General features: G+C 31.6%; 16 protein-coding genes. 2 read left to right on the top strand and 14 right to left on the bottom strand.

The annotated features are described in order from the left end of the window. Positions 1–3 precede the first annotated feature (3 nt). The 8 genes from LQ675_RS07250 to lepA all read right to left on the bottom strand — a co-directional run bounded on the left by LQ675_RS07250 (position 4) and on the right by lepA (position 9,508). Positions 4–753, bottom strand: coding sequence for a 16S rRNA (uracil(1498)-N(3))-methyltransferase (locus LQ675_RS07250; protein ID WP_048539689.1), 750 nt, complete (start codon positions 751–753; stop codon positions 4–6). Between the two features lie 8 nt (positions 754–761). Beyond that, positions 762–1,694 (bottom strand): 50S ribosomal protein L11 methyltransferase, encoded by a 933-nt coding sequence (gene prmA / locus LQ675_RS07245; RefSeq protein ID WP_119649272.1) that lies wholly within the window; start codon positions 1,692–1,694, stop codon positions 762–764. Between the two features lie 3 nt (positions 1,695–1,697). Then, positions 1,698–2,831, bottom strand: a complete 1,134-nt coding sequence (gene dnaJ / locus LQ675_RS07240; RefSeq protein WP_048539687.1) for a molecular chaperone DnaJ — start codon at positions 2,829–2,831, stop codon at positions 1,698–1,700. A gap of 94 nt (positions 2,832–2,925) precedes the next feature. After that, on the bottom strand, positions 2,926–4,761 hold the full coding sequence (dnaK, locus tag LQ675_RS07235) for a molecular chaperone DnaK (RefSeq protein ID WP_048539686.1): 1,836 nt from the start codon (positions 4,759–4,761) through the stop codon (positions 2,926–2,928). 44 nt (positions 4,762–4,805) lie between these two features. After that, positions 4,806–5,393, bottom strand: a complete 588-nt coding sequence (gene grpE, locus LQ675_RS07230; protein WP_049318751.1) for a nucleotide exchange factor GrpE — start codon at positions 5,391–5,393, stop codon at positions 4,806–4,808. Positions 5,394–5,420: 27 nt separating this feature from the next. Beyond that, the gene (gene hrcA / locus LQ675_RS07225; protein WP_048539684.1) at positions 5,421–6,395 is read right to left on the bottom strand and encodes a heat-inducible transcriptional repressor HrcA; all 975 of its coding nucleotides are present in this window, start codon (positions 6,393–6,395) and stop codon (positions 5,421–5,423) included. A gap of 116 nt (positions 6,396–6,511) precedes the next feature. Then, the gene (gene hemW / locus LQ675_RS07220; protein ID WP_048539683.1) at positions 6,512–7,630 is read right to left on the bottom strand and encodes a radical SAM family heme chaperone HemW; all 1,119 of its coding nucleotides are present in this window, start codon (positions 7,628–7,630) and stop codon (positions 6,512–6,514) included. A gap of 54 nt (positions 7,631–7,684) precedes the next feature. Next, a complete protein-coding gene (lepA, locus tag LQ675_RS07215; protein WP_048539682.1) occupies positions 7,685–9,508 on the bottom strand; it encodes a translation elongation factor 4 in 1,824 nt (607 codons plus the stop codon). A 234-nt stretch (positions 9,509–9,742) separates the two neighbouring features. Here lepA and rpsT point away from each other — a divergent pair, with 234 nt between their 5' ends. Further along, on the top strand, positions 9,743–9,994 hold the full coding sequence (gene rpsT, locus LQ675_RS07210) for a 30S ribosomal protein S20 (RefSeq protein ID WP_025904213.1): 252 nt from the start codon (positions 9,743–9,745) through the stop codon (positions 9,992–9,994). Positions 9,995–10,068: 74 nt separating this feature from the next. On the opposite strand, the gene holA is transcribed toward rpsT, so the two are convergent. Continuing rightward, on the bottom strand, positions 10,069–11,043 hold the full coding sequence (gene holA / locus LQ675_RS07205; protein ID WP_048539681.1) for a DNA polymerase III subunit delta: 975 nt from the start codon (positions 11,041–11,043) through the stop codon (positions 10,069–10,071). A 91-nt stretch (positions 11,044–11,134) separates the two neighbouring features. Here holA and LQ675_RS07200 point away from each other — a divergent pair, with 91 nt between their 5' ends. Next, positions 11,135–11,272, top strand: coding sequence for a YqzM family protein (locus tag LQ675_RS07200; RefSeq protein ID WP_239727317.1), 138 nt, complete (start codon positions 11,135–11,137; stop codon positions 11,270–11,272). 35 nt (positions 11,273–11,307) lie between these two features. On the opposite strand, the gene LQ675_RS07195 is transcribed toward LQ675_RS07200, so the two are convergent. The 5 genes from LQ675_RS07195 to rsfS form a co-directional block, all read right to left on the bottom strand. After that, positions 11,308–13,488, bottom strand: coding sequence for a DNA internalization-related competence protein ComEC/Rec2 (locus LQ675_RS07195; RefSeq protein WP_239727313.1), 2,181 nt, complete (start codon positions 13,486–13,488; stop codon positions 11,308–11,310). A 147-nt stretch (positions 13,489–13,635) separates the two neighbouring features. After that, the gene (locus LQ675_RS07190; RefSeq protein ID WP_037588364.1) at positions 13,636–14,091 is read right to left on the bottom strand and encodes a ComE operon protein 2; all 456 of its coding nucleotides are present in this window, start codon (positions 14,089–14,091) and stop codon (positions 13,636–13,638) included. A 60-nt stretch (positions 14,092–14,151) separates the two neighbouring features. Beyond that, a complete protein-coding gene (locus tag LQ675_RS07185) occupies positions 14,152–14,799 on the bottom strand; it encodes a helix-hairpin-helix domain-containing protein (protein ID WP_107602073.1) in 648 nt (215 codons plus the stop codon). Positions 14,800–14,841: 42 nt separating this feature from the next. Then, the gene (locus LQ675_RS07180) at positions 14,842–15,558 is read right to left on the bottom strand and encodes a class I SAM-dependent DNA methyltransferase (protein WP_048539679.1); all 717 of its coding nucleotides are present in this window, start codon (positions 15,556–15,558) and stop codon (positions 14,842–14,844) included. After that, positions 15,558–15,911, bottom strand: a complete 354-nt coding sequence (gene rsfS / locus LQ675_RS07175; RefSeq protein WP_048539678.1) for a ribosome silencing factor — start codon at positions 15,909–15,911, stop codon at positions 15,558–15,560. Before rsfS ends, LQ675_RS07180 begins: the two co-directional genes overlap by 1 nt. Between the last annotated feature and the right edge of the window lie 5 nt (positions 15,912–15,916).

Raw genomic sequence — 15,916 nt, 5'->3', positions numbered from 1 at the left:
TATTCACCTCATTAATTCTAATTGATAGCTTAAAGCAGCTAAAGCATACAATGGAGCGGTTTCAGCTCTTAATATTCTAGGTCCTAAACTCACCTTAATAGCATCATCATAAAGATTAACTTCATTTTCAGTTAATCCACCTTCTGGTCCAAATATCATTAAAACCTTTTGTCCATGTTTAAGGTTAGAACCAATTTGATGAAATTTGCTTGTTCCCCCACTTTTAGCTTCTTCTTCATAAGCTATTATTACATAATCATATTCATTCATATTATCATAAATTGATTTAAAATTCGACTTATACTTTATACTTGGTATTGTAAGTCTCATACTTTGTTCACTAGCTTCTTTAACAATTTTTTGCCATCTATCTAATTTTTTAGATATTTTTTTCTCGTCTAATTTAACAATAGATCTTTCAGATTGGACAGCAATAAAATGATGGGCACCCATTTCAGTTGCTTTTTGAAGCAACCATTCATATTTATCGCCTTTAATAAGCCCACTCGCAATCGTTATATCAACTGGTAGTTCCGTTTGTCTTGTAATGTCTTCTACCGTTTCTAACTCAATGCTATCGTCATGAAAAGCAATAATTTTTGAAATTAACGACTTTTGATCTTCAAAAGTTAATATAATTTCTTGATCGACACTTTTGCGCATAACATTTTTAATATGATGTATATCATCCGTATTATGTATAAAAAAACGCTGATTTAACTCAGCGTTTTCTTGTAAGAAATATCTTTGCATCATTTCTCCTACTTTCTAGCTCGTATTGAAACCCAACCATCTTCACGTAGTACTTTTTCGATAGTATAACCAGTATTTTGTAGTTTTTCAATTATTTCATCGGATTTTTCTTCAATAATGCCTGAAGTAATAAAGTAGCCATTATCATTCAATCTTTCATAACTATCTTCTATCATTAAATCAATAATATGCGCTAATATATTTGCAATAATCACGTCATATTGTTCTGTTTCTTCAGTAAGCAAATTGCCAGTATCTGCGATGATATCTTTCTCACAATCATTGATTTCAAAGTTTTCTTTAGCAACTTTAATTGCTAAATCATCTAAATCCACCGCTTTAATGTCGTTTACTCCTAGTAAATGACAAGCTATGCTAAGAATACCCGAACCTGTACCAACATCAATTATCTTATGCTGAGGTTGTACAACCTCTTCTATATGTCTTAAACACATACTTGTTGTTGGGTGGTCACCTGTACCAAAAGCCATACCTGGATCTAGTTTGATGCAAAGATCACCTTCATTATTTTGATATCCTTCTTGTTCCCAACTCGGAACAATCGCAAATCTTTCAGAAGCTTTAAACGGATGGAAATAATTTTTCCATTCATTTTCCCAATCTGATTCTTTAATAATCGTCTTCTCAAACGATAAAATTTCTGACTGGATGCCATTTACATTTGCAATTGTTTCTTGAATTTCTTGTTCTAATTGATCCGTAAATACTAATTCATTAAAATAACATTTAACCCTAATATCATGATCAGGATAATCTGCGGGATTTAATTCATAAATCTCACCGTATACATCTGTATGTTCTTTCTCTAATTCTGCTGAATCTTCGATTACGACACCATTTGCACCTAATTCATTTAACAATGCTGTAACTTCTGGTTCTGCTTCGCTATTTATCATGATAGAATACTCAATCCAATTCACAGGCTATTCTCCTTTAAAAAACTTTTTGGCTCTGTCTTTAAAGCTTGATGGTTGTTCTGTAATTGTTTCTCCACCTATTTCTGCAAACTCACGTAATAGTTCTTCTTGTCTTTCAGTCATTTTATCTGGTGTTACAACTTTTACAGTTACAAAGTAATCACCTTTACCGTAACCATGAACGTTTTGAACACCTTTTTCTCTCAATCTAAATTGTTTACCAGTTTGCGTACCTGCTGGAACGGTTAATGATACATTGCCAGTTAATGTAGGAACAGTAATTTCATCACCAAGTGCTGCTTGAGGGAATGATAGATTTAAATCATAGAAGATATTGTCTCCATCACGTCTAAATTTACTGTGTGGTTTCACTCTGAATACAACATATAAATCGCCTGCAGGTCCACCATTTATACCTGGACCACCTTTACCAGCTAAGCGAATTTGTTGGTCGTTATCTACACCTTCAGGTACTTTCACTTTGATTGTAACTTTTTTGTTTTGAGTTCCTTTACCATGACAATCTGAACATTTTTCTTCAAATACTTGTCCAGAACCTTCACATTCAGGACAAACTTTTTGTGTTTGCATTCTACCTAGAATTGTATTTTGTTCAACTGTTACATGACCTTGTCCGTTACAGTACGTACAAGTTTTTTTATTAGTGCCAGGTTTAGCACCATTACCATGACAAGTTTCACATTCCACATCTTTACGAACTGTAATATCTTTTTCAGTACCAAATACAGCTTCTTCAAATGTTAATGTCATGCTATATTGTAAGTCATCACCTTGTCTTGGAGCGTTAGGATCTCTTCTAGCGCCACCGCCACCAAAGAATGATCCGAATATATCTTCAAAGCCACCGAATCCAGAGAAGTCTTGTCCTCCAAACCCTTGTGATCCACCGAAACCTTGTTGCGGACCACTATGACCGAATCTGTCGTATTGCGCACGTTTGTTTTCATCGCTTAGCACTTCATATGCTTCTGAAATTTCTTTAAACTTTGCGTCAGCACCTTCTTCTTGATTGATATCAGGATGGTACTTTTTTGATAATTTACGATAAGCTTTTTTTATTTCATCTTTAGAAGCATCTTTGGATACGCCAAGCACTTCATAATAGTCTCTTTTTGCCAATGTAATCTCTCCTTTACACACTGATTTATAATACGTATATGAATTAAAAAAGTCAAAGCCAATCACATTGACTTTGACTTTTTAATGATTAGTATTATTTTTTATCGTCTTCGTTGACTTCTGTATATTCAGCATCAACTACGTCATCATCGTTTGAAGTAGATTGGCCTTCAGCGCCTTCAGCACCTTGTTGTGCTTGTGCAGCTTGTTCATACATTTTAACAGATAATTGTTGTACGATTTCTTGAAGTGCATCTTTTTTAGCTCTGATATCTTCTATATCAGTACCTTCAAGTGCTTTTTTCAATTCTTCTTTAGCTTCTTCAGCTTTAGCTTTTTCGCTTTCATCAACGTTATCGCCAAGATCAGTTAAAGTTTTTTCAACAGTAAATACCATTTGGTCTGCTTCATTTCTTAAATCGATTTCTTCACGACGTTTTTTGTCTGCTTCAGCATTTTTCTCTGCATCTTGAACCATACGATCGATTTCTTCATCTGATAATGATGAGCTTGATTCAATCGTAATTTTTTGTTCTTTGTTTGTACCAAGATCTTTAGCTGTTACATTAACGATACCATTTTTATCGATATCAAACGATACTTCGATTTGTGGCACACCACGTGGAGCTGGTGGAATATCCGTTAATTGGAATCGACCAAGCGTTTTGTTATCTGCTGCTAATTGACGTTCACCTTGTAATACGTGAATATCAACTGCTGGTTGGTTATCTGCTGCAGTAGAGAATACTTGAGATTTAGATGTTGGAATTGTTGTATTTCTTTCGATTAATACTGTAGATACGCCACCCATAGTTTCGATACCTAATGATAATGGTGTAACGTCAAGTAATACTACGTCTTTAACATCACCAGTGATTACGCCACCTTGAATTGCAGCACCCATAGCTACTACTTCATCAGGGTTAACACCTTTGTTAGGTTCTTTACCGATTTCTTTTTTGATTGCTTCTTGAACAGCTGGGATACGAGTTGACCCACCAACTAAGATAACTTCATCGATATCAGAATTAGATAATCCTGCATCTTTCATAGCTTGGCGAGTTGGACCCATTGTTCTTTCTACTAAATCGCTTGTTAATGATTCAAATTTAGCTCTTGAAAGTGTTGTTTCTAAGTGTAATGGACCATTTGCGCCACCAGAGATGAATGGTAATGAAATTTGAGTTGAAGATACGCCTGATAAGTCTTTTTTAGCTTTTTCAGCAGCATCTTTAAGACGTTGTAATGCCATTTTATCTTGTGATAAATCTATGCCATTTTCTTTTTTGAATTCTTCAACTAAATATTTAATGATAACGTCATCGAAATCGTCACCACCAAGTTTATTGTCACCTGCAGTTGCTAATACTTCGAATACACCGTCACCTAATTCAAGGATAGATACGTCGAAAGTACCACCACCAAGGTCAAATACTAATACTTTTTGATCAGTTTCAGTTTTATCTAAACCGTAAGCTAATGCTGCTGCAGTTGGTTCGTTAATAATACGTTCTACTTCTAAACCAGCGATTCTACCAGCATCTTTAGTTGCTTGACGTTCTGAGTCATTGAAATAAGCTGGAACTGTAATAACAGCTTTTGTTACTTTTTCACCTAAATAACTTTCAGCAGTTGATTTTAAGTTTTGCAAAATCATAGCTGAGATTTCTTGTGGTGTATATTCTTTATCTTCAACTTTTTCTTTATAATCAGTACCCATATGACGTTTAACTGATTGAATTGTATTTGGGTTAGTTACTGCTTGACGTTTAGCAACTTCACCAACTTGTGTTTCTCCATCTTTAAATGCAACAACTGATGGTGTTGTTCTGTTACCTTCTGGATTTTGGATTACTTTAGGTTCTCCACCTTCTAATACTGAAACTACTGAATTTGTTGTACCTAAGTCTATACCTATTACTTTACTCATAAGAATTATTCCTCCAATTTATTATTAATTAATCATCGAGTTTATTATTCGTTTACTTTAACCATTGCTGGTCTTAAAACACGATCTTTCAATTTATATCCTCTTTGTAACTCTTCAGTTACAACACCTGATTCAAAGTCAGGATTATTATCTTGCATAACTGCTTGATGTACATTTGGATCGAATGGTTGATTGTATGATTCGATTTCTTCTAAACCATTATCTTTTAATGATTTAAGTAAATCGTTATAAACCATGTCTACACCTTTTTTGAAAGTTAAGAAGTCTTCAGACTCACCTTCTTGTTTAAGTGCACGATCCATATTATCTAACGCAGGTAATACATCTGTAAGTACACGTTGTGCTTGATAATCTTTAGTAATGCTTGCTTCTTGTTTCATTCTACGTTTATAGTTTTCAAACTCAGCATATAAACGTAAGTATTTTTCTTCTTCTTCATTTGCTTTTTGTTTAAGTTGTTCGAGTTCAGCTTCCGGAATTTCGACTACTTTATCTTGCTCAACCTCTTCAACATTCTCTTCAGTTTCATTTGCTTCTACTTCTTCAGTAGCGACAGATTGAGTTTGATCGTTTGTTTCATCGAATTGTTCATTTTGCTTTTCTTCCGTCATTTCATGCCCTCCATTTTCTTTCCTTATTTAAAAATGATTCAAAAGTTGAATCACTTTGTTATAATGCATTGCAGTTGGACCAATAACGGCTAAATGACCAGTTATATCACCAGAAATTTCATAATTGGTACTAATAATTGAAATACCATGTAAATCTTTATTAATTTCCTGTCCAATTTTGACACTTATCGAATCATTTGATGTTTCATTTAAAAATTGAGCGATACGTTCAGATTCAAGATACTTTAAAATCGATTGAATCATAGATACATTCGTTACATCTAACGCATCAATTAGGTGCATCTTACCACCTAGAAACATTTCTTCATTATGATCATTAATTTGCGTTAATAACGCTTGTTTAAAATTATTAATAAATTCATGATCAATGAATGACAACGATAATGATTCTAACGTTTTTATCATTGTAGTTAAAGTATTTTGCTTAAAATACTGGTTTAAGTAGTTCATAAATTTCTCAATCTGTAATTGATTTAAAGATTCATGAATTTGAATATGAACTTTCTCTACATAACCATCAGTAAATACAATGACGCCCATGAGATGAGTTGGGCTGACTCTCACAAAATGAATTTCAAATATAAATCTTGAAAATTTATTAGGTCCGAGTACTACAGTTGTATAATGTGATCGATTTGAAATTTCTAATGCTAACCATTTAAGCATTGCGTTTACATCATATTGATTTTTATCTTGAAAATGTTCAAACCAATTTAAGCTTTTCTTACTTTGAGATTTAGACTCAAGTAATTGATTAACATAATACTTAATTCCTTGTTCAGAAGGAATACGACCTGATGACGTATGCGTCTTCTCAAGAAGGTTCAAATCTTCTAATTGTTTCATTTCATTTCTAACTGTCGCTGGACTAATCGGCAATTGATGCCTTTCAATAATCGACTTAGAACCAATTGGTTGTCCTAACTCAACATAATCCTCAACAATTACATTCAAAATTTGTAATTGCCTCTCAGTAATCATGTCATCACCTCGATTAGCACTCTATCTTCCTAAGTGCTAATTATAATTTATCAAATTGGTCAAAGAAAGTCAACGTTAAAGCATTCAATTTTTATATCTTTTTTAAATACATATTTTTAGCTTAATAAAAACTTCTCAAACACTTCATTTCCGATTATTTGTCCGCGATTACTTAGGCGTAAATAGTCTTTCTCATCCAATAGTAACTCTTGTTCGATGAGTTCTTTCACATGTTGACCAAATACATCTTCTATTGATTGGTCAAATTTATTCTGGAATTTAGTTTTGGACACACCTTTTGTCATTCTTAATCCAAGAAACATTTCTTCTTCCATTTGTTCTTTCAATGAAACTTCTGTACTTTGTAATACTGGCATTTTACCATTCATTAACTTCTTAATATATTGATTAACCGGATTAATATTTCCATAGCGCACACCATTAATATAGCCATGTGCACCTGCACCGAAACCATAATATTCTTCATTTTTCCAATATACTTTATTATGAAGAGATTCATGTCCTTCTTTCGAGAAGTTAGAGATTTCATATTGATTAAGGGTAGAGCCTGCTAATTTCTTTTTCAAATGTTGATACATTTCTTCACCTAAATCTTCATTAGGTAATTTTAAACGCCCTTTTCTATATAAATTGTAGAATTGCGTCTTTGGTTCAAGTATAAGTGCATAACTTGAAATATGATCTACATCAAGTGATAGTGCTTTATTGAGTGAATCATCAAATTGTTCTATTGTTTGACCAGGTAAGTGAAACATAAGATCTAAACTTACAGAAGGGATTTTATGTTTTCTAGATAAAGTAACTGCTTTTTCAATATCGTCACTATGATGAGTTCTTCCTAATACTTTTAACAATTCATCATCAAATGTTTGAACACCTAATGATAATCTATTCACACCATATTGTTTGAGTAATTTTATTTTTGCTTCTGTTAATTCATCTGGATTAGCTTCAAAAGTATATTCTTTTGTAATCACAAATAAATTGTTAATAGCTTGAAGTAATCTTTCAAGTTGTGCTTCAGATAATGCTGTAGGTGTACCTCCACCTACAAATACTGTCTCAACTTCTTTATCTTTTCTCGTTGACATCTCTTTTATCAAACAATCTAAGTACTCATCTACCGGCTGATTAGCAATATAGAACTTATTAAAATCACAATAAGTACAAATTCTCACACAGAAAGGTATATGAATATATACACTTTTTGCCATATAAACGCTCCTTTAAAAATAGAAACAGCTACATATTATGCAGCTGTTTCAAAATTATTCTTCATCCATTTTAAGCACGGCTAAGAATGCATCTTGTGGAATTTCCACATTACCTACTGATTTCATCTTAGCTTTACCTGCTTTTTGTTTTTCAAGTAACTTACGTTTACGGCTAATATCCCCACCGTAACATTTTGCTAAAACATTTTTACCCATAGATTTAATGTTTGTTCGAGCTACTATTTTATTACCAATTGCTGCTTGAACTGGTACTTCAAATTGTTGTCTAGGGATTAATGTTTTTAATTTATCTACTATTGCTTTACCTCTATCGTATGCAAACTCTTTATGGACGATAAAGCTTAATGCATCCACTTTATCTCCATTTAATAAAATATCCATTTTTACAAGTTTACTTTCTTGATACCCGATTAATTCATAATCAAATGATGCATAACCTTTCGTATTCGATTTCAACTGATCAAAGAAATCAAATACGACTTCAGATAATGGAATTTCATAAATAATATTTACACGAATATCATCTAAATAATCCATCGTCTTAAAGTTACCACGTTTTTTCTGACAGAGTTCCATTACAGCACCAACATAATCATTCGGAACCATCATTGTTGCTTTAACATATGGTTCATAAATTCTGTTGATTTTTTGTGGGTCTGGAAATTGTGACGGGTTATCAATTTGTAATTTTTCGCCATCTGTTAATTCACATTCATAAATAACTGATGGTGCAGTCGCAATAAGTTCAATATTAAATTCTCTTTCAATTCTTTCTTGAATAATTTCCATGTGTAGTAAACCTAAGAAGCCTGTTCTGAAACCAAAGCCTAATGCTTGAGAAGTTTCAGCTTCAAATTCTAAAGATGCATCATTAAGTTGAAGCTTTTCAAGCGCTTCTCTCAAATCGTTATATTTACTATTATCAATTGGATATAATCCACAGAATACCATTGGATTCATCTTTTTATACCCTTTTAAAGGTTTCTCAGCAGGTCTGTCAGCTAAAGTGATTGTATCACCGACATTGGAATCTCCAACATTTTTAATTGAAGCTACAATGTATCCTACATCTCCGACAGATAACGTATCAACTGGAAGTTGTTTCGGTGTATTAATACCAACTTCAGTAACTTCAAATGTCTTACCTGTAGACATCATTTGAATTTTGTCTCCAGCTTTAACTGAACCTTCAACAACACGTATAGAAGAAATTACACCTCTATAAGCATCAAAAGAAGAATCAAAAATAAGCGCTTGTAGTGGGTTATCTGGATCACCTTCTGGAGGTGGTACCATTTCTACAACTTTCTCTAATATATCTTCTATTCCAATATTAGATTTAGCACTTGCGAGTACTGCATCACTTGCATCTAATCCAATAACGTCTTCAATTTCTTGTTTAACACGCTCAGGTTCAGCTGCAGGTAAATCAATTTTATTGACAACAGGTATTAATTCTAAGTCATTGTCTAATGCTAAATAAACATTCGCTAACGTTTGTGCTTCGATACCTTGTGCAGCATCTACAACTAAAATAGCACCTTCACATGCTGCTAGTGATCTTGAAACTTCATATGTAAAATCGACATGCCCCGGTGTATCAATTAAATGTAAGATATATGTTTCCCCATCTTTAGCAGTATAATTTAATCTAACAGCATTAAGTTTGATTGTTATACCACGTTCTCTTTCAAGATCCATAGAATCTAATAATTGTTCTTTCATATCACGTGATTCTACACTTTTAGTATTTTCCAAAATTCTATCAGCTAACGTAGATTTACCATGGTCAATATGAGCAATGATAGAAAAGTTTCTAATTTTATTTTGGCGCTCTAGGCGTTTAGTTCTGTCCATTTGAACTCCAACTTTCTCGTTAATTTTACATGTATTAAATGTAAGTCGCATCTTTGATATGATACCGTCTTTATGAAATAAATGCAAACGTATTATCAAACTATCAATAAAGTGTTATGCTTTATAAGGAATGTGTAAATAATCATTGCACTTATGCCCTACATTTGATAAAATATTTTTTGTTGCAATCAAAAATTCTTTGATCACGGACAACATATTTAGGAGGTGACTCTCATGCCAAACATTAAATCTGCTATTAAACGCGTTGCTGTTACAGAAAAGAAAGACGCTGCTAACATTTCACAAAAAAATGATATGCGTTCAGCTGTTAAAGCTGCTAAAACTGCAATCGAAAACAATGCTGAAAACAAAGCTGAATTAGTTTCATTAGCTGTTAAAAAAGTTGATAAAGCTTCTAAAAACAATCTAATTCATTCAAATAAAGCTGATAGAATTAAATCAAGCTTAATGTCAAAAGCTAACTAATTATGTGAGAGCGTGACACAGAACATTCTGTGTCACGCCCTTTTTTTATGGAGTGAAAGACTGGCCATTACATCTTATATTTTTAAAATGAAAAGTTCTAGTATGAGCACTTTATCCATATATGAAGATTTCAATTGGTAATCTGTATCAGCACAAATATCGATAGTTGCTAATAATCGATCAAGTGATAGCTTTCTCGTAATACGAAGTGCCAGTTTAACCCTATATGGGTGTACACCAATCGTTTTAGCAATTTGTTGTTCGCTATAATGTTTACCAGCAAGAATTTTACATTGATAATACAAGCGATAATTACTTGTGATTAACGCTAAAAGCTTAATCGGCTCTTCTTTCATATTGATTAAGTCTTTCAGTAAATTAATAGATTTTTCTTTTTGACCTTTTTGAATATATTCCGTTAACAAAAATACATTCTGTTCTAGAGAACGACTTACAATTTCTTTAACGTCTTGTTTATTAATAACCGCTTCATCGCCAATAAATAACACCAATTTATCTAATTCTGCTTTAATAATGTTAAATTGAATACCTGTTAGTTCTAAAAATGCTATTAAAGCATCCTCTTTAATATCTTTATATTGTTCATGCAAATAAGATTTAATCCACTGTTTAATTTCTTGTTCGGTCATTTGGTCAATTTTATTAAGTCTTGCATTCTTCTTAACTGTTTTAACGAGTTTCTTTCTTTCATCTAATTTCTCATTAAACACATCAAATACGACTAACGTTTCACCATCATACTGTTCAATAAATTGAATTAATTGATCGGTATTTTGATTGATTTGAGTACTAACTTTTTCTCCTGTAAAAAGGTAAGCATTCTTAATATGTACGACTTTTTTGTCTGAGAGGAATGGTAAAGTTAATGATTCTTCTATCGCACTTGAAATAGGTGTTTCATATAAATCAAATTTAACATAGTTAAAATCGTCTCTTTCTCCATCTAAATATTGATTTATAATTTCGTCAGATTTTTTCTCAATAAGTGCATTTACTGCACCATAATTCAATACAATATTGTCTTCCAAAATAAGTCTCCCTCTCTTATAAAGTTCTAATTAAGTATAGCATTTTTAAGTTTAATATCATATAATGAAAGTAAGTATAGGAGGGAGTCATATGAACAGATTTGAAGGTGAAAATACTCAAGGGCGTGACAATGATGTTAAAGACTCTGGATTTGGATTTATAATTGGTTTCGTATTCTTAGCAGCAATTTATATTATTGCACAAGTATTCAGTCTACTACCAAACTAATATATCAAATCCATTTATATAAAGCTTACAAACGACTACTGTCGATTGTAAGCTTTTTTATTATGTTCTTGTAGTCCATTTGTCATAATCATATTATCTTTATTGATTTCAAATTGTACCATTCCGTAATCTTGTGTATTGAACACTTTACAATCGCTTTGTTTAAGTTTATTTACAATGGCTTCTTTTGGTAGCCCGTGCCTATTATGTCGACCAGAACTTATGACACAAATATGAGGCTTTGCTTTTAATAAAAAGCTATCACTTGTACTTGTTAAACTACCATGGTGTGCTACTTTTAAAATATTATAATTCCCTTTAAGTTGACTCAAAATACTATGCTCTACTTTTTCTGTTGCATCACCTGTTGTTAATATTGTTCTGCCAAACGTTGTGATCTCAGTAACGATTGATGTATCATTCTTATCTTCATAATTCAGACTATTTTGGTTAAAAAACTTATATGTCGATTCTCCAATCTTTAATTCATTCAAATTTGAACTATCTATAATTTGTGTGTTCGTTTGTTTAAGCTCTTCTAGCAAATGTTTTAATTCACGGCTATCCCAAGTCTTCTTGTTGATAATTAAATATTTAATCGATACTTTTTTACTTAAAGTAGCTAATTCTCCCATATGATCTGCATGTGGATGCGTGATGATTAAATAATCAATTTTTTGATAACCATTTTCTTTAAGTTCCGGCTCGATAATTGAATCTGTATAATTCGATATTTTACTTCTAGTTTGCCACGGTTTCTTCTTCAATTTATCTTTACCACCAGTATCAATCATCACAATTTGATTTACATCATGATGATAAGCAATCATAGCATCTCCTTGACCAATATCAAGAAATTTTAAAACAACCTCGTTGTGGTTAAAATGATATGTGATTGCAATGACTAACATTGTGAAAAGTAGTAAAGATTTTATATATTTCCTTTTAATAAATAACATTAACACTAAGACTACAATAACGAGAATGATAAAATATATCCATTCCGATAAATTTCTTACGATTAACTCATTTATGGGAATACGACTCATAACATCTATTAATTTAAAAGTTTGATTCATACAAATTTCTATTAACATTGTAAATAAATTAGGAACATTAGCAAAAGTGGCAAACATCAACATGAATAACATCACAAGTGGAAAAATAATTAATTCAAAAAGTGGAATAAAAAGAAAGTTTGTGATAAAACCTAGCCATTGAAAAGCATTAAAGTGAATCAGTAATATGACAAAGGAAGATAATTGAGATACGACATTAATCGTAATGATTTTGTGGATTGTATTGAAAGACTTTATAAGTGGTACACATAAAATGATAAACGTAGAGACGATATAAGATAATTGGAAACCAATATCGAAAATAATGTGAGGATTATAAATTGTATAAACAATGAAAGTGATAGATAGTATTTGTAAAGCGTCTATTTTTATGACTTTATTCAAAATCATATAAACCATTACTACCCCTACTGCTCTAAGAACACTCGGACTTAAACCAGTTAAAACAGCATATATTGGTAACATTATAAATATCATATTCTCGGCATGATGATATTTGATGTTCATTCTAAGTAATAATTTAAATAAAAATATATTTAACAATGCGACATGTGATCCACTTACAGCATATAAATGATATATACCTAATTTTTTAAGTTGATCTATTCTTTCTTCACTTAAATAACTTGTATCACCTAACGTGAGCGCAATAATATCATCAACACCATCTATATCAAGTTGTTTCATCTCATGAATTAAATTCGTTCGATATAGTTGAATACGTTCAATCATATTTAATGGTCGATTCGAACAAGTATTTAAAAATAAGTTTTCTATCTTAATAACACCTTTAATATCATGATTTTGCAAAAACTCAAAGTATTGAAATTTTAATGCGTTAGTATTAGGCAAAGTTGAATTAACAGAGTAAGTAATACGGCAATTTTTCAAATAAGGCATTTCCTTCAAAAATTTAAGCTTTTCTTTTTCACTTTTAATCGTATAAAAAGCTTTATATGTATGATTATGGATTTGCCCTTCAGCTTGAAAGCTGTCTCCATCAAGCGTTAACTTATCTCCAAACTGAATCATTTCAGTATAATTTTTATGATTTTTTGAAACATTAAATGATTCGTAATATTGCAATGGATCATTCGGATAAATTAAGCAACCTATAATAAAAAATATAAAGCTCATCACCAAAATTTTTAATGATTGCCATTTAATATAGCAACTTATAACTAAGATAATGAGCATGAATATACTTACATAAGGATGTACAAAGAAAATTAAACCGGACAATAAATAAAGTGCAAAATAAAACCACATCTTAAATATTAGTCCTTACTTCAAATATTTAATAATGTCTTCTGGATGGAAATTAATTTTTTCGTAGTGTACACCAGACTGTTCTAACAGTTGTATTGCATATGTATGATTATGATAATCGTCTGCATAATAAATTTGTTTAATACCAGCTTGTATAATTGATTTCGTACAGTTTAGACAAGGGAAATGTGTAACATAAATAGTTGCACCTTCAGAAGAAACTCCTAACTTAGCACATTGTATGATCGCATTCATTTCAGCATGAATGGTTCTAATACAATGACCGTCCACTACAAGACATCCATTATCTATACAATGTTCTTCTCCTGAAACAGACCCATTATATCCACCAGCAATCACTCTATTATCTTTAACGATTGTTGCACCGACAGATAATCTTTCACATGTTGACCTTAATGATAATAGATGACTTTGAGCCATAAAGTATTCTTTCCATTCAATTCTATCCATTACACATCGACCTACCTTTCATATATTCTTATTGTAAAATTTAACAAGTATAAATGCAATTCAATTTAAAACGATAAAATCTTTTAAACTTTCAACTGTTTTATCTCCGAATCCTTTTACCTTTTTTAAATCATCCACAGTTTTAAATTCTCCATTGGTTTCTCTATATTGAAGAATGGCATCTGCTTTACTCGGACCGATACCGGGTAACTTTTCAATTTCCGATTTATCTCCTGTATTAATATTGACTTCTACTTTATCATTTGTAGATTGGTTTGTATTAACACTAGGCACATGTTCGCCGTTTATTGGAACATATATATACATTTGATCTTTAAGTCTTTCTGATAAATTGATTTTAGACAAATCTGCATTATGCTTTGTTTGAGCTTTCTTTAATACATCATGCACGCGTTCCTTTGAAGACATTGTATATGTATTTGGAAAATTAACAGCTCCTTTCACATCTACTACTACGTTTCTATTAACATCTTTAGTAGATTTAGATTCATCTATCTTATCAACATCCTTCTCTTCTGAAGACCTTAGTTTAACTTCATTTGATGTATCTTGTTGATGAATGATAGCTTCATGATCATCATTACCAGTGAAAAGGCTATTATAAATGAAAAATAATACAACAATCATGATGATAGCAAGTTGGTAATTTTCTATTAACCAATCCTTACTTTTATGAATATATTTCAAAAAAACACCTCCTACATAATTAAACGTAGGAAGTGTTCTAAATTACTTTCGTGCAACTATAAAATGTCTATCGCCATTTTCATTAAATTGATCAATATTGAAATCAGTAAATACACTTTCAACTTTAAATCCAGCAAAATCTAAAAGTTGTTTATAAAGGTCGATTTCATATGTGACTTGATAATGTTCTTCATCGAATCGTTCATAAAGTCCATCTTCTCTTTCGATGAAAAATGACATTTGATGATATACACTGTTAGGTTCTTCACCAGCAATTGCTTGCCACGCTAAAGTTAATTGTTCTGTTTCATCAATATAGTTACGGTTATTAAATTGGTGATTCATCTTATATAGTGAGTGCACATCAAATATAAGTAATCCACCATCATTTAAAAATTGATTAACATAGTTAAATACTTGAAGAACTTCTTCAGGGTCTGTTATATAGTTCAAGCTGTCACAAAAGATGGTAATTACATTGTAACTTTGAGGTAAGTCCAAATCTCTCATATCTTGGCAATACCAATTAATATTAGGATTACGACTTTCAGCTACTTCTAACATCTCTTCACTTAAATCAAGACCACTTACGCGACCATATTCTAGTAATTGCTCTGTTAAGCGTCCTGTACCACAACCAATATCCAAAATATCGTTATCATTACCTGTAACATAATGACCAACAATCTGTTTCCATTTATCATATGGTTGATCTTCAGTTAGAAGGTCATAATAATGACTCATACGATTGTATGCCATTATTGTGCTACCTCATTTAGTGTAATAATTGGTGCGTCTTTATATAATCTTTCTAAGTCGTAGTAATCACGTTCTTCTCTATGGAATACGTGTACAACAACGTCACCTAAATCAATTAATACCCATCTAGCTTCATTAAAGCCTTCTAGTCTTTTCACTAATACTTCATTTATTTCAGCTTCATCTTTAACATTTCTTGCTATAGCTTGAACTTGTTTGTCACTATTACCATGACATACAACAAAATAATCAGCTATATCGCTAATACCTTTCATATCAATTGCAATAATATCTTCAGCACGTTTATCATCACATGCTAGTAACGTTTGTTTCATTAAATCATTTGAATTCATTTAAC

This window comes from Mammaliicoccus sp. D-M19, from assembly GCF_022386695.1.
Taxonomy (GTDB): Bacteria; Bacillota; Bacilli; order Staphylococcales; family Staphylococcaceae; genus Mammaliicoccus; species Mammaliicoccus sciuri.
The sequence above is the reverse complement of the archived record's forward strand: the minus strand, read 5'-3'. Positions and strand labels throughout refer to the sequence as shown.

Bases quoted from the DNA above. Each gene is read 5' to 3' on its own strand.
- LQ675_RS07250 (WP_048539689.1), bottom strand. From the start codon at position 753: ATGCAAAGATATTTCTTACAAGAAAACGCTGAGTTAAATCAGCGTTTT.
- dnaK (WP_048539686.1), bottom strand. From the start codon at position 4,761: ATGAGTAAAGTAATAGGTATAGACTTAGGTACAACAAATTCAGTAGTT.
- grpE (WP_049318751.1), bottom strand. From the start codon at position 5,393: ATGACGGAAGAAAAGCAAAATGAACAATTCGATGAAACAAACGATCAA.
- hrcA (WP_048539684.1), bottom strand. From the start codon at position 6,395: ATGATTACTGAGAGGCAATTACAAATTTTGAATGTAATTGTTGAGGAT.
- hemW (WP_048539683.1), bottom strand. From the start codon at position 7,630: ATGGCAAAAAGTGTATATATTCATATACCTTTCTGTGTGAGAATTTGT.
- lepA (WP_048539682.1), bottom strand. From the start codon at position 9,508: ATGGACAGAACTAAACGCCTAGAGCGCCAAAATAAAATTAGAAACTTT.
- rpsT (WP_025904213.1), top strand. From the start codon at position 9,743: ATGCCAAACATTAAATCTGCTATTAAACGCGTTGCTGTTACAGAAAAG.
- LQ675_RS07200 (WP_239727317.1), top strand. From the start codon at position 11,135: ATGAACAGATTTGAAGGTGAAAATACTCAAGGGCGTGACAATGATGTT.
- LQ675_RS07195 (WP_239727313.1), bottom strand. From the start codon at position 13,488: ATGAGCTTTATATTTTTTATTATAGGTTGCTTAATTTATCCGAATGAT.
- LQ675_RS07190 (WP_037588364.1), bottom strand. From the start codon at position 14,091: ATGGATAGAATTGAATGGAAAGAATACTTTATGGCTCAAAGTCATCTA.
- LQ675_RS07180 (WP_048539679.1), bottom strand. From the start codon at position 15,558: ATGGCATACAATCGTATGAGTCATTATTATGACCTTCTAACTGAAGAT.
- rsfS (WP_048539678.1), bottom strand. From the start codon at position 15,911: ATGAATTCAAATGATTTAATGAAACAAACGTTACTAGCATGTGATGAT.